Source organism: Aliifodinibius sp. S!AR15-10, assembly GCF_031569985.1.
Lineage (GTDB): Bacteria > Bacteroidota > Rhodothermia > Balneolales > Balneolaceae > JAMQKA01.
The window spans coordinates 36431-50160 of record NZ_JAMQKA010000007.1 but is presented as its reverse complement, the minus strand read 5'-3'; the positions used below and the strand labels follow the sequence as shown (position 1 = coordinate 50160).

Here is a 13730-nt window from a genome sequence, read left to right as displayed (position 1 = left end):
AAGTTCACATATAATTGATTAGCCGCTTTCTCGCATCCTGGTATGGTTGGCAGCATATTCTTCAAGGGCCTGAACCTCATCCCACAAGTCGGTAGCTTTTTTCAACACATCATCAAATACGTCATTGATGACGGGATGATATGCCTTCAGTCCCCAAACCTGGCGTGCCAGTTCAGCCTTCATAAAGCCGCGGGGCATCCATTCGATTTCTTCAAAATGGCCCTCGGGGATAAAGAGTGAATCTGATTTAAATTCAGGCTCAGAGATTCCCTTCTTTATCACCAGATTATTATTGATCATATCCTTTTTAAACTCATCAATTTGAGCCTCGCTCCATGTAAACTCTTCTCGGAAGAGGTCGTAGTTTTCTTCCCACTGCTCCCGGAATGCATTACCATTGTGATCCAGATAGTTCCGAACGAAGTCAAACCCAACCTGCTTGCGGCGCATGAAATTCACTACTGCTGCCGATTGTGTCGTATCTTCCTGGACAATATGATCGGGCACAATTCCACCACCACCATATACCGTACGCCCGGCATCCGTGTTAAATTTCAATGAGTCGGGCACATCCGAGATAAATTCCATCTTGTCAGTAAAAGCATCGTCGGAGCGATGAACCACTTCATAGGCATACGCTTCCCGCCCTGACTTGGAATACGGTTTTTGAATCAATCGCCCGGATGGCGTGTAATAACGTGATATTGTAACGCGGATACTGCTGGAGTCAACAAGCTCATACTGCTGCTGCACCAGTCCTTTACCAAAAGTGCGCTGCCCGACGATAAGTCCACGGTCATGATCCTGGATAGCACCACTTACAATTTCACTTGCCGAGGCTGAACCTTCATTAACCAAGACAATGAGTGGTTTATCTTTAAAATAGCCATCACGCCGGGAACTGTAGGAACTTGTGAAACGGGTGTGACGACTTTTGGTTGAAACAAGCTCCGTTCCCTTAGGGAAGAATTCTTCCGCCATGGCAATTGCCTGTCCCAGATATCCACCGGGATTGCTCCGAAGATCCAGCACTAATCGCTTCATTCCCTTGTCATCAAGTGATTTCATCGCCTCCATAAACTCCTCGTGCGTAGTGGCAGCAAAGCGATTTATTTTGATATACCCGGTTTCTTCATCCAGCATGTAGGAGGTGTCTACCGTGTAGAGGGGGATATCGTCGCGGGTAATAGTAAAATTGAGCGGTTCCTCAATATGTGGGCGCTTGATTGTAACATCCACTTTGGTTCCTTTTTCTCCACGAAGTGACCGCAATACATCTTTGTTCTCAAATCCGATGGCACTTTTGCCGTTAATTTTGATAATCCGATCGCCCGATCGAATCCCGAGTTTATCACTGGGCCCACCAGAAATTGCCGTAATTACAGTAATGGTATCCTGTGGAATATTAAACTGAATGCCGATACCCTGGAATTTGCCGGCAAACTCTTCCTGGACCTGTTCGTTGGTCTCCGGCTCAATGTAGACGGAATGGGGATCAAGCGACTTAAACATCTGCCGCAGTGCATCCTCAGTTCGTGCCGTCATATTTTCGTCCGGGCTGTTATTAGCCAGGTAGAGATAAGCATCTTCAAATTTTCTCAGTGATTGCCCGAGGTCTTCGATATTTACACTGGAAAGTGCCGTCGTATCCAGTGGTGTGCCGTCAATATTTAGTGTACTGTCAGTCAAATTTTTGACCAGCCCCCGAATACTGTTCCTGTACAGCTTGGCTATATCCACCTTTTCAACATAATTGTCTACAATCCGGCGTTGGGTCTGGATATATTTTTTCAGGTTTTCTTGGTGAGTGTCATCGGGTTGGATAACGGAATCAACGCCTGCGGCCCAAAAAAGGGACAGAACAACGAGAATTGCCGCATGCGGGGCAATAAATTTCTTAATGCTCATATCGGATTCTACTTAGGTTTCTGGAGATTTATATATCTCAACGATGAAAATTGATAAATATTTAAAGTGTTCGCCTACAGACGTAAAATTAACGCCACTATTTTGCGAAATTAAATACTTAAATAAGTTCTAAAATTACCATTAAATCAACTGAAATTATACAAGAGTCGTTCAGCTGAGGAGTTTGTTGGGTTATCAAGGATAATTTGACCCATAAAAATTGAATTCATACTCCTCTCGAAAGGTTAAAGGATATAGTGACTCAGATCCTTATCCTTAACCAAGTCATCGAGCTGTTTGTTCACATACTCTTTATCGATGGTCAGTTCTCCGCTGCCGATGTCGTCGGGTACAGCGAAAAGCAATTCATCCAGCAGGGTGGACAAAATAGTATGTAAACGGCGCGCGCCAATATTTTCTATTCGCTCGTTGACTTGTGCCGCAATGGAAGCAACTTCCCGGACAGCCTCATCAGTAAACTCAATTTCAACGCCTTCAGAACGCAGCATCGCCTGGTATTGCTTGGTCAGCGCATTCTTAGGCTTTGTTAAAATGTCGAAAAAGTCATCCTCCGTCAGAGAGTTCAGCTCAACGCGGATCGGCATACGACCCTGCAGTTCAGGGATAAGATCGGACGGCTTTGATACATGGAACGCCCCGGATCCAATGAACAGGATGTGGTCAGTTTTAATCATACCATACTTTGTGGATACAGAACTGCCTTCAATGATCGGCAGCAGGTCGCGCTGCACACCCTGGCGACTGACGTCAGGTCCTCCGCCTCCCTGTTTGCTGGAGTCTTCCGCCACTTTATCGATCTCATCAATAAAAACGATGCCTTGGGTTTGAACGCGTTCGAGCGCTTCTTGAACAGCAGCATCATGGTCGATCAGTTTCTCCGCTTCTTCATCCAGCAGCAGTTCTTTGGCTTCTTCAACCGTAACTTTCCGTTTCTTCTTCTTGTCGCCGGTAAGGTTGCCCAGCATATCCTGTAGGTTAATGCCCATCTCATCCATGCCGCCCTGTGGACCAAAGACCTGCATCATCGGCTGGCGGGTAGATTTTACTTCGATTTCGATGGTACGATCATCAAGCTCACCATTCCGGAGCTTTTCACGGAATTTTTCCCGCGTGCGCTGGTTCAGCTCCTCATTACTGGCATTCTCCGGGTTAAAATCGTCTTGGTCTGATTGAAAGCCAGCAGAATTATTTGATGGCTTTTTAACCGGTGGAATCAGAATATCGAGTATGCGATCTTCCACCGCTTTCTCGGCTTTTTCCTGGACACGTTCCTGCATCTCGGTTTTCACCATGTTGATGGCGATATCAGTAAGGTCACGAATCATAGACTCCACATCCCGTCCTACATAACCCACCTCGGTAAACTTTGAGGCTTCCACTTTTATAAAAGGAGCGTTCGCCAGCTTGGCCAGGCGGCGTGCAATTTCGGTTTTGCCCACGCCGGTTGGGCCAATAAGCAGGATGTTATTTGGAAGAATTTCATCTCTGATTTCGGCATCAGAATTCATACGGCGCCAGCGGTTTCGGAGCGCAATAGCCACCGAACGCTTGGCTTCATTTTGCCCCACGATATACTTATTCAATTCACCTACAATTTGGCGGGGTGTTAGATTTTGTTGTTCAACTACTTTCTTCATGTTACTCAGTTAGTCCTCAATTTCTAAAATTGACAAATTATGATTGGTGTAAATGCAGATATCGGCTGCAATGTGCAGGGATTTTTCAACGATCTCCCTGGCTGTTAATTCTTCTGCATCTGTTTTCAGGGCCCGGGCCGCAGCCAGTGCATACGATCCGCCACTCCCGATAGCCAGTATCTGATCATCCGGCTCAATAATGTCACCCTGGCCGGAAATCAGCAGGGCCTTGTCTTTACTCATAACGACCAGCAGGGCTTCAAGTTTCCTAAGGAATTTATCCTTTCGCCACTCCTTGGCCATCTCAACGGCAGCCCGTTGCAGGTTTCCGTTATACTGCTGGATCTTCTCTTCAAACTTTTCAAAAAGGGTGAAGGCGTCGGCGGTGGATCCAGCGAATCCGGCCAATATTTTATCGTTGTATAGACGGCGTACTTTTGTAACTGTAGCCTTCATTACTGTTTTGTCCATTGTTGCCTGGCCATCGCCGCCTATGGCCACTTCACCGTTGTGCATTACACCAAGAACGGTGGTCGCTTTCAATTCGCTTAAGCTCATATGTTAGAAATGCGTTCGTTCTATAAAATTAATTTGTTAGGAATCAGATTTGTAATATTTCGATTTGGAATCGCCCCTGGTCTGCTCCGCTTTCTGACTTCCGGGCCGTGGGGGCAGCCCATTTCGTTTACTGGAGTCTTCATCTTTATCGTAGTAATCCAGGTTTTCGCGTTTTGGCTTTCCAGAATCAAGCTCATGGAGTCGAGCATCAGAACTTGCAACAAGCTCATCGATAGGCTCGTCACGCATCACGGCATCCGTAATATCGATATCAGATCCCGCCAGCGTAACTTTATATTCATTTAACGAAATAGATTCTTCGGCAATGAGGTTGATCTTAACAAAATATTTCAGCATCCATTTCATGCGAATGCTTACCCAGCCTTTGTCCAAATACGCCTTCAGATACGGGTTGATGTAGATATCAACTGATTTGTAAGAGGTGTTGGACTTAAACTTGCTCAACCAGGCATCCAGGTCGGCAACAATCGTATTTTGCGTCACCACGTTGCCTGAACCGCCGCACATAGGGCAGACCTTGGAAACAGAATTTACCACGCTCGGACGGATGCGCTGGCGCGTAATCTGAACCAGTCCGAAATCACTCATGCCGATGACGTTGGTTTTTGCCTGGTCTTTCTTAAACTCTTTTTTTAGCTCATCGTAGATCTTCTTACGGTTTTTCCCGCTTTTCAGATCAATGAAATCAACAACAATGATCCCCCCGATGTCGCGCAGCCGCAACTGCTTGGCTACCTCGCGCGCAGCCTCCAGGTTGGTTTTCAGGGAGTTGTCCTCCTGCTTTTCCTTGGCGGCGTAGGGACCTGAGTTTACATCGACAACGTACATCGCCTCGGTCTGCTCAAAAATCAGGTATCCGCCGGAGGGCATGCGTACCCGCGGGCTGAAGATGGAATCTACATCTTTGGCAATCTTCATGAAATCGAAGATATGCTCCCGTCCCTTGTAAAGCTCTACATTCGGTATCATCTGGGGAGCAATCTGGCTCACATACGACTTCAGATCCTTGTACATCTCAGGATCATCGATAAGCACGCGATCATACTGCTTGGCGAAAAGGTCCCGGATCAGGCTTTCAGTCATATTCAGATCCTGGTACAGCAGGGCAGGGGGCTTGGCATCTTCCAGTCGCCCGAGTATTTGCTCCCACTTTTTCAGGACATTACGCATATCATCTTCGATAGCCTTCTCATCCTGGCCGGTTGCCACCGTGCGAACAATTACACCAAAGCCGTCGGGCAGCATCGATCCTACAATACCTTTAAGCCGCCGCCGCTCTTTGTAGTTATTTATTTTGCGTGAAACGGCGATATATTCACCCATCGGGATAAGCACCAGGAAGCGTCCCGCAATTGTAATATCTGTGGATACGCGCGGTCCTTTGGAACCGATCGGTTCCTTCACAATCTGTACGAGCAATCGCTGCCCCGGGTTTAAGATACGTCCGGCCCACGTCTGCTTTTGATAGTTCGAAATCTTGTCGAAGTTGATCTTGGAAAGCTCATCACGCACATTTTTGCGTATGGCATTACGACCGTTGAGCATCTGGACGTATTCCTTCAGATGGTCGCCCGCATCAGAAAAGTGCAAAAAGGCGTCCTTGGGCGTACCCATATCTATGAAAGCGGCTCGAATACCGCTCATCACTTTGTGAACCTCTGCGAGGTATATGTTACCAACAGTCCGTTTATTTTCTTCAGACTCTATAAAGAGTTGCGCAAGATCCCCATCTTCCAGGAGGGCTATTCGGGTTTGCTTCCCCTTTGCGTGAATGATGATTTGATTTTTCATTGAATTCCAATCTTTTCACGCGGCTGCTGTCCCCCGAGCATGTTGAGTCGTAAATAAATTTGTTTAAAATCATTGCTGCTAAATTTTTGAAGACACTTACATTCATTGCCGATAGCGGAGGTTCAGCAACCGCTGCATTAAAATTTTTGTTAATCGAGTGGCTGTTATTCAGGTAGCCACAATCAGAGTTGGGTGTCCACTGCAGATTTACGTTATATTCTTCAGGAGAGTCAACGCTTCTCGTGTACAATAATCGTTTTACAAAAAGTAAAAGATTAGTAATAAGTCTATATAATGTGGTTTTTGCTATCAAAAAAACCTGCAATTACAACGTTAACATTGTTGAAACTCTGAATACCCTTCGTATACAAAAAATAACTTGATATTAATATACAGTTAGTTTGTTATTAATGTAAATGGAAAAATCAATCAGTTATTGCAACTCCTTTTTCACAACCATCATTCCTCCATTTGTAAGCTTTATCTTACTTAACCGTATATAATTTTTTTAAACTTATTCCTCCTGTTCTGTTCTTACGATATTAGCACCTACCGAATTGAGTTTCTCCTCCAGTTTCTCATACCCGCGGTCGAGGTGATAGATGCGGAGAATATCACTGCGCCCTTCAGCTACCATTCCAGCTAATACCAGGCTGACACTGGCCCTTAGATCGGTACTCATAACTGATGCGCCCTCCAGCGGGGTTTGTCCTTTTATCGTGACTGAATTTTCATCTACATGGAGGTCGGCACCCAACCTGTTGAGTTCCGGAACGTAGCTGAATCGGTCGAAGTAGATGGTGTCGGTGACGATCGATTTCCCGGTAGCCTGCGTCATCATCGTGGCCCACTGGGCTTGCAGGTCGGTGGGAAAGCCGGGGTATATTTTTGTTTGAATGGAGGTTGGACTGAGCTCTTTGGGGGCTTTGACAAAAATTTCGGAGCCATTTATCTCAATCTGTGCCCCGGTCTTTTCAAATGTTTTGGGAAAAACGCCGAGATCCACTGGGTTGGCGTTGGTGATGGTGAGCTCCGATTCGGGATGCATCGCCGCGGCTATCATGTAGGTGCCCGTCTCGATGCGGTCGGGTGCATTATCCACCTCAAGACCCTGCAGTTTGTCGACGCCTCGAACCGTTAGCACATCAGTGCCGACCCCCTCGATATTGGCTCCCATCTTGTTAAGGGTCTTGGCAAGCAATACCACATCCGGTTCCACGGCGGCATTTTTAATCGTAAATTCTTCCGCCTTTAACACCGATGCGAGCAGAAGATTCACCGTGGCACCCACACTGCTTGGGTCCAGGGTAAAAGTGCCGCCCGGCAATGAATCGTTGGCTTTCCCCAGCACATATCCTTTGTCGAGGTTTATCTCCATACCCATCGTTTTCATCCCTTCCAGGTGAAGGTCGACAGGTCGTGGACCCCAGGCACAACCGCCCGGCAGCGAAACTTTGGCTTCCCCGAACTTGCCCAAGAGGGCCCCGAGCATATAAAAAGAGGCGCGCATTTTGCGAACAAGCTCGTACGGTGCTTCCAGGTGATTGATGTGGGAAGGATCGATATGGAGGCAATTATTATCCTCATCGAACTCCACATGTGCACCGGTCACACGGATTACATTATTAAAGGTATAGATGTCCCGGAGTTTTGGGACGTTAGTAATAGTTGTTGGTGAGTCAGCGAGGAGAGCGGCCGCCATTAAGGGGAGGGCGGCGTTTTTGGATCCACTGATTGCGATGTTGCCGCGAAGAGGGGTTGGTCCCTCGATTACAAATTTATCCACTAGCTTCTATTTCTAAGATTAATGCGTTTTTTTCTACTGATTCACCCGCGTTGACGGCGATGGACGTGACCATGCCCTTTACGGGCGCTTTTAGCTCATTTTCCATCTTCATCGCCTCAAGGATGGCCACCGGGTCGCCCAGTTCAACCTCATCGCCTTCGTTGACAATGAGTTCCAGGATTTTTCCCGGCATCGGGGCGTTGAGCTGGCCTTCGCCGATTTCGGCAGCCGTCTTAAAACCGAGGCGGTCGAGCAGCAAATCCTGCTCATCTCGAACCTCAACCCGGCACCACTGGCCGTCAAGGGTAAATTCAACTATATGCTTTTCTATTTCAACGTTATCGATTTGATACAATTTTGTTCCGATCCGGAGCAGGTAACGACCATTCTTTTTTTCGAAAGAAAATTCGTACGTGTTTTCGCCGACAGTCACCCGGTTTTGTTCGAAATCGAATGCTAGTTCACGGGTTTGATCAGCGGTTTCGGTTTCAAACTTCATTGGCGGGAGCCCCTGATTTCAGAAAGTCCTTTTTTGGTGGCACGGAAAGTAAAATCCTGCAGGTTGTCTGCATCATAGAAAGAGGTGAGAGCAATTTTATTGCCTTTTTTCTCATAGGCTTCGATATACCCGAAGCTCATAAGATTGATGAGATCGTCGCGAAGTTCGCCGTACTGCAGGCCAGTTTCATTCAGAACCGTCTCAAAACTTTCCGGGAAGACCAGCCGGCCCAGGACATTCTGCTCGGATGTCGAAACTTTTCGTTTAGCCATAATCTGTTTGCTTAATTTGAAGCCCTAAAATAGGAGCGATGCCTGTCTATTACAACCGGTTACTCATTCACCTTCACGTCTCCATAAGTAATCACATTTCCAGATTGGTCAAAGAGTATGACACGGTAAAGGTTATCCAACTTATTTTGAGGGAAAGAAGATGGAGAGATTATCAGAGCAGGTATAGTACCCTCTGAAATTTGGGACTCCTCAATGGTATCAATAGCCCCAGTACCATCTTGATTAAAGCCCGTTTGAAAAACGAAAGCTTCAATTCTGGATAGATTGGTTATATAATTTATGCCGATAAAGATTCGAAACGTTGAATTAATGAATACTGGATTTGGATAAGCCTCGGTTTCTACTTCAACAAGCCCACGATACATTGGTGAAATCCGCCAGTCGTCCGGATCTGTTTGGTTGGAAACGGCCGGTTGCCCGTTGGCATTCATGGCCGTATAATTTGCAGGCGCAGAATACGCCTCATTCTCAAAATCTTTTTGATCATCACTCTTGGAACATCCAGCCATTAAAAGCAGAACAAGAGTAGCGGAGGTGAGTGCTATACTTTTCAATTTTCTCATGAACGATTAACAGGAAATTAACTTTTTATGCATTTCATCTTAGTCTTATAATATCGAACTTTTGTGGTTTTAACGAAAAGAGAAATAATCTGTAATTGTTTCCCCTTTTGAAGTATCTATCCATCTTGATTACGAATATACTGCTGGTCTGCTTACTGGTCCTTCCACTGCACGCACAGGAGAGCCCGAACTTTTTGACCAGGGAAAAGGGAAGCCCCATCCCCGGGGAGTTGCTCAAATGGCGTGAAGTGTTCACCTATAATGTTAAATACAGCTTCTTCACGCTCGGAAAAGTTCGTGTTGAAGTCACCGATACGCTCTACCAGGGAGAGCCGGCCTGGAAACTGACCGGAATCATCACCTCCAACCCTGGTATTCCGTTCGTGGGGAAAGAGGAAAATCATTACAGCTCAATTTTCAAAGTTATTGATGGCAAGCCGCGCGAGCTAGTGTACTGGAAAGACAATGTGGATGAGGAAAAGTTTGATGAAGAACGGTTTATCTATAATTACAATAACCGGAAAGTATACGCTTTTAAGGAGGGGGAGCCCACCGACACGCTCGATCTCAAAACGCCGGCTACCTCTGGACCATTGATCTTTTTCTTTTCCCGGCTCCACGCTGGGCGTGATGTTAATTCTCGAACCTATGTCTACCTTGAAGACGAACAGGGCACGATCGACATGGAGTACACACGCCGACGGGATGAGCGGGAATATGAAGCGTTTGAACAACCGATTAATACTTTTTATGCCGAAGGAATTGCCGATATTGACGGCCCGTTTGGATTCGGGGGAGACTTCAAGACCTGGTTTGCCAACGATGAGTTGCGCATCCCGCTGGAGGCCCACGTCAAAGTTTGGCTCGGAAATGTTAAAGTTAGATTAATTGATTACAAGAAGGAGTTACGAAATGAGTAAAGTTGTATTCAAAAAACTGGAACACGCCAAAGATCTTCAGCTGCCGTCGTACGAGTCGGTCCATGCCGCTGGTATGGATATCCGGGCGGCCCTGGAAGAACCGTTTACCCTGGAACCCGGGGAGCGGGCGCTGATTCCCACCGGGCTGCAGATGGCGCTCCCCAGTGGATATGAGGCACAAATTCGGCCACGCAGCGGACTGGCCTATCGCAACGGCATCACCATGCTCAATACGCCCGGCACTATCGATTCGGACTACCGCGGGGAGGTAAAAGTGCTGGCGATCAATCACGGCAAAGAGGCGTTTACCATCAATCATGGAGATCGCATTGCGCAGATGGTGATAGCTCCGGTGCAGCAACTGACCGTCGATGAAGCCGACGAACTCCCTAAAACGGAACGAGGTGACGGCGGGTTTGGCAGTACAGGTGTGAAGTGATACGTGATACGTAAAACCTCACTCATTACTCGTTACGCATTACGTAAAATAACTTAATTTATAATATTAGCAGCATCTTCTAGCGTGTTAGATAAACTTCAGCCATATATAACATTGGTATCCGAGAACCGCGACTATCGCCGGTTGTGGTTGAGCCAGGTTGTATCCAACTTTGGCGACTGGTTTGGCCTGTTGGCTGTATACGCGTTGGTTACGAAGTATTCTGACTCCGAATTTCTGCTCGGCCTGATTATTATCATAAAGATGATGAGTCTAGCGGTATTTTCTCCATTTGCTGGCTATATCACGGATCGATTTAACCGGCGGCGCGTGATGATATTTTGTGACGTGGCACGCGGTATTGTCATCGCAGGCCTGCTGCTTGTGCGGTCTTACGAGATGTTGTGGCTGGCGTATGTCCTGACGGCCATCCAGATGATGCTTTCTGCCGTGTTTGAGCCGGCTAAAACTTCTTCCATTCCAAATGTAACGACGAAGAAAGAGCTGGTGGATGCCAACGTACTCTCTTCAGCAAGCTGGAGTATCATTTTTACAATCGGGATGGGCGTGGGTGGACTGGCCACAGCTTGGCTGGGCACCGATCTAGTGTTTATTTTGGATACAATTAGTTACGGGATTTCGGCGTGGTTCATCTATCGAGCGACGATCCCACAGAAGGAGATGAGCCAGGAAGAGCTTGACCGCACGCGGAATCCATTTGTGGGAATTAAGGAGGGGCTGGGATTCCTGATGAGTAATGACCAGATTTTGCGTCCCAGCCTGGCAAAAGGGGCGTTTACGATGTATTTGGGGGCGCTGGTGTACCTGCTTATCCTGGTTGCCGAAGATATTTTAATGATGGGGAGCGTGGGGCTCGGGCTGCTCTACGCTGCGCGTGGTATCGGAACGGGCATCGGTCCGGTGATTGGGCGCCGCATGTTCAAAGATGAAGGTGACTGGATTCGTGTGATGGGCCTCTGCATGATGTTTGCCGGCGCGATGTACATCGTGGTTGGGTGGACCGGGAGCATCATTTTGATGCTGATCTTTGTATTCCTGGCACATTCCGCTTCTGGAGCTAACTGGGTGATGAGCACCGTACTCTTGCAACGCCGAACCCCTGATACCTTTCGGGGGCGCATTTTCAGTACGGAGTGGCTTCTTTTCACGTTGACACAATCCATCTCTGTATTTACTGCCTCCATGCTGCTTGAAAATGATATCTTCACCATCCGCCAGATGATTATGATTTTTGCAGTGCTGCTGGCTGTAACCGGGGTGCTTTGGCATTTTACAGTAACTACCCGCGAACAAGCGTACCAGCAAGAGCTTGCCCTGGGATCAGAACATGGCTAGGCTTCAACATGTAGATCCCCTGTTAAACTTACTTTTGAGTAGCATATTCAGTAATTTAGCAATTTCAAATTCATTTTTTATCCTGCAGAATTTCAATCCTTTTATCCCATAGTAACCCATGATTAAACTGTTTGTCACCGATCTTGACGGTTGTGTCTCAATTCCTTTTAAAACACCGGTTTGGGAATGTATTACAGAGATACGGAACCTGAATATCCAGAGTGCTGATGACCCCACGATCCCCCCGCTGAGCATCTGTTCGGGGCGGCCGTATCCATACGTGGAGGCAGTGGCCCAGTGGCTGGATGTCCGCCTTCCTGTAGTATTTGAGAGCGGCGGAATGTATGATTTGAATTCCAACCAGTTTGATCAAAATGGCTTTTTTGATGAAGCCGCCCTGGAGCATGTGAATGAACTAAAAAACTGGATGCGCACTACGGTGATATCCAAGTTTCCCAACGGGATAATGGAGTTTTCAAAGATGATGGACGCCGGTTTTGTTCACCCGGATGAGTCTGTCATTAACGAAGTGCTGCCGATCGTTACCGACCACGTAGATGAAAATTATCCCGAATTTGAGGTGCATCACACCGATATCTCAGTGAACATTATCTTGAAGAAGAACAATAAAGGCGCCGGCATTAAAAAGCTGAGCGAGAGGCTCGGTATTACTCCCAAAGAGGTAGCCTACATCGGTGATTCAAATGGTGATATTCCGGCAATGGAGATCGTGGGACAATCCTTTGCGCCGGTCAATGCCAAGAGTTATGTAAGGGAATTTGCAGACTTTCCGCTGGACCTGGAAGCGACGGAGGCGGTCCTGGAGACCTACCAGAGAATTATTGAATCAAACAGGGGATAGCACGCCACTCTAGAAAAGATTATGGACGAAGCCCCCACAATTACTAGTAAAATCCGCCATTCACTTGACTCCGAGCCCGTAAAGTTCGTTCTGAAAGTGTTGGTCATCTATATCATTTGGTATTTAATTTATGAGATGTGGCTGCTCCCCGATGGCTCGCTGGACGCGTGGGTGGCAGTGAACATTGTTGACACTACTGCGGGCATCTTGCAAATGTTTAATTACGATGTGTATACTGCAGGTCGTGTCATCGGAGTGGGAGAAGCCCCCGGCATCCTTCTTGTCGATGGCTGCACCGGCATTTCAGCTATCGGACTGTTTATTGGCTTTATCATTGCCTACCCGGGCCGCTGGATTCCGCGAATTAGTTTTATCGTGATCGGAATCGGAGTTATCTACCTCGTCAATCTGGTGCGCATAGCTACACTCGCCATTACCCAGGTTTACTGGCCGGAATTGTTCGATTTCACGCATGACTATTCTACCACTGCTATTTTTTACATGGTTATCTTTGTCCTATGGATTGTGTGGGCAAATATCGGGGATGCTAAAGAGACTGACTCTGAATGAAGAGGACAGCAGGAAAAATTGCGATTACTATCCTATTAGTCCTGATCTATTTCTTTGTTTGGAGGCCGGTGCGGGTCGCCACAACACAGCATATTGGGAAGCCTTTCGCTGAATACCTGCTTACGGAATCAAATCCCAATGTGCATATTGATCGTGAAGCCCGGGGCGTAAGCTTCGATATCAGTTGGGTTGATAGTCAGAAACAACAGGTGCTGAAATACCGCCCACCGACGGGTTTTTTCTTTCTTCTCGCACTGGTATCAATGGTTTTTTTAACCAGGGAGATACGTTTTTATCTATACCTGTTGGGCTTTCATATTCTTAGCTTCATTTTGGTTTTACTACTCCTGATTCCGGGATTTCATGGGTATTTTTTCGGTTTCTGGGGAGCAGATCTCATCATTACGTACTTGGTACCGGTTTTCTCCATGGCATACATCCCCTGGCTGATATACCTCAAAAAGAACAGTTCGCTAACATGAGATTTTCCGGATTGTTAAATTTTC

At 46.9% G+C, this 13730-nt stretch carries 14 protein-coding genes; 6 read left to right on the top strand and 8 right to left on the bottom strand.

Annotation, left to right across the window (positions count from 1 at the left end):
* Nucleotides 1-18 precede the first annotated feature (18 nt).
* The 8 genes from NC796_RS06895 to NC796_RS06860 form a co-directional block, all read right to left on the bottom strand.
* Nucleotides 19-1908 (bottom strand): S41 family peptidase, encoded by a 1890-nt coding sequence (locus tag NC796_RS06895; protein ID WP_310683331.1) that lies wholly within the window; start codon nucleotides 1906-1908, stop codon nucleotides 19-21.
* Between the two features lie 245 nt (nucleotides 1909-2153).
* Nucleotides 2154-3566, bottom strand: coding sequence for an ATP-dependent protease ATPase subunit HslU (gene hslU / locus NC796_RS06890; RefSeq protein ID WP_310683329.1), 1413 nt, complete (start codon nucleotides 3564-3566; stop codon nucleotides 2154-2156).
* 9 nt (nucleotides 3567-3575) lie between these two features.
* On the bottom strand, nucleotides 3576-4124 hold the full coding sequence (hslV, locus tag NC796_RS06885) for an ATP-dependent protease subunit HslV (RefSeq protein ID WP_310683327.1): 549 nt from the start codon (nucleotides 4122-4124) through the stop codon (nucleotides 3576-3578).
* 36 nt (nucleotides 4125-4160) lie between these two features.
* The gene (locus tag NC796_RS06880; RefSeq protein ID WP_310683325.1) at nucleotides 4161-5936 is read right to left on the bottom strand and encodes an Rne/Rng family ribonuclease; all 1776 of its coding nucleotides are present in this window, start codon (nucleotides 5934-5936) and stop codon (nucleotides 4161-4163) included.
* Between the two features lie 514 nt (nucleotides 5937-6450).
* Nucleotides 6451-7722 (bottom strand): UDP-N-acetylglucosamine 1-carboxyvinyltransferase, encoded by a 1272-nt coding sequence (murA, locus tag NC796_RS06875; protein ID WP_310683323.1) that lies wholly within the window; start codon nucleotides 7720-7722, stop codon nucleotides 6451-6453.
* Nucleotides 7715-8221, bottom strand: a complete 507-nt coding sequence (locus tag NC796_RS06870; RefSeq protein WP_310683321.1) for an acetyl-CoA carboxylase biotin carboxyl carrier protein subunit — start codon at nucleotides 8219-8221, stop codon at nucleotides 7715-7717. Before NC796_RS06870 ends, murA begins: the two co-directional genes overlap by 8 nt.
* The gene (locus NC796_RS06865; protein WP_310683319.1) at nucleotides 8218-8493 is read right to left on the bottom strand and encodes a hypothetical protein; all 276 of its coding nucleotides are present in this window, start codon (nucleotides 8491-8493) and stop codon (nucleotides 8218-8220) included. Before NC796_RS06865 ends, NC796_RS06870 begins: the two co-directional genes overlap by 4 nt.
* 59 nt (nucleotides 8494-8552) lie before the next feature.
* Nucleotides 8553-9077: a hypothetical protein gene (locus NC796_RS06860; RefSeq protein WP_310683317.1), complete on the bottom strand. Its 525-nt coding sequence runs from the start codon at nucleotides 9075-9077 to the stop codon at nucleotides 8553-8555.
* 125 nt (nucleotides 9078-9202) lie between these two features.
* On the opposite strand from NC796_RS06860, the gene NC796_RS06855 reads away from it, so the two are divergent.
* The 6 genes from NC796_RS06855 (at nucleotide 9203) to NC796_RS06830 (ending at nucleotide 13706) form a co-directional block, all read left to right on the top strand.
* Nucleotides 9203-9997, top strand: a complete 795-nt coding sequence (locus NC796_RS06855) for a DUF3108 domain-containing protein (RefSeq protein WP_310683315.1) — start codon at nucleotides 9203-9205, stop codon at nucleotides 9995-9997.
* Nucleotides 9990-10436 carry a dUTP diphosphatase gene (gene dut, locus NC796_RS06850; protein WP_310683313.1) on the top strand — a complete coding sequence of 149 codons (447 nt, stop codon included), beginning with the start codon at nucleotides 9990-9992 and terminating at the stop codon, nucleotides 10434-10436. The genes NC796_RS06855 and dut overlap by 8 nt, the downstream gene beginning before the upstream one ends.
* 84 nt (nucleotides 10437-10520) lie before the next feature.
* Nucleotides 10521-11792 (top strand): MFS transporter, encoded by a 1272-nt coding sequence (locus tag NC796_RS06845; protein WP_310683311.1) that lies wholly within the window; start codon nucleotides 10521-10523, stop codon nucleotides 11790-11792.
* Between the two features lie 118 nt (nucleotides 11793-11910).
* Nucleotides 11911-12654: an HAD hydrolase family protein gene (locus NC796_RS06840; RefSeq protein ID WP_310683309.1), complete on the top strand. Its 744-nt coding sequence runs from the start codon at nucleotides 11911-11913 to the stop codon at nucleotides 12652-12654.
* A gap of 21 nt (nucleotides 12655-12675) precedes the next feature.
* Entirely contained in the window at nucleotides 12676-13224 is a 549-nt protein-coding gene (xrtX, locus tag NC796_RS06835; RefSeq protein ID WP_310683307.1) for an exosortase X, read from the top strand.
* The gene (locus NC796_RS06830; protein ID WP_310683305.1) at nucleotides 13221-13706 is read left to right on the top strand and encodes a hypothetical protein; all 486 of its coding nucleotides are present in this window, start codon (nucleotides 13221-13223) and stop codon (nucleotides 13704-13706) included. Before xrtX ends, NC796_RS06830 begins: the two co-directional genes overlap by 4 nt.
* Nucleotides 13707-13730: the final 24 nt, after the last annotated feature.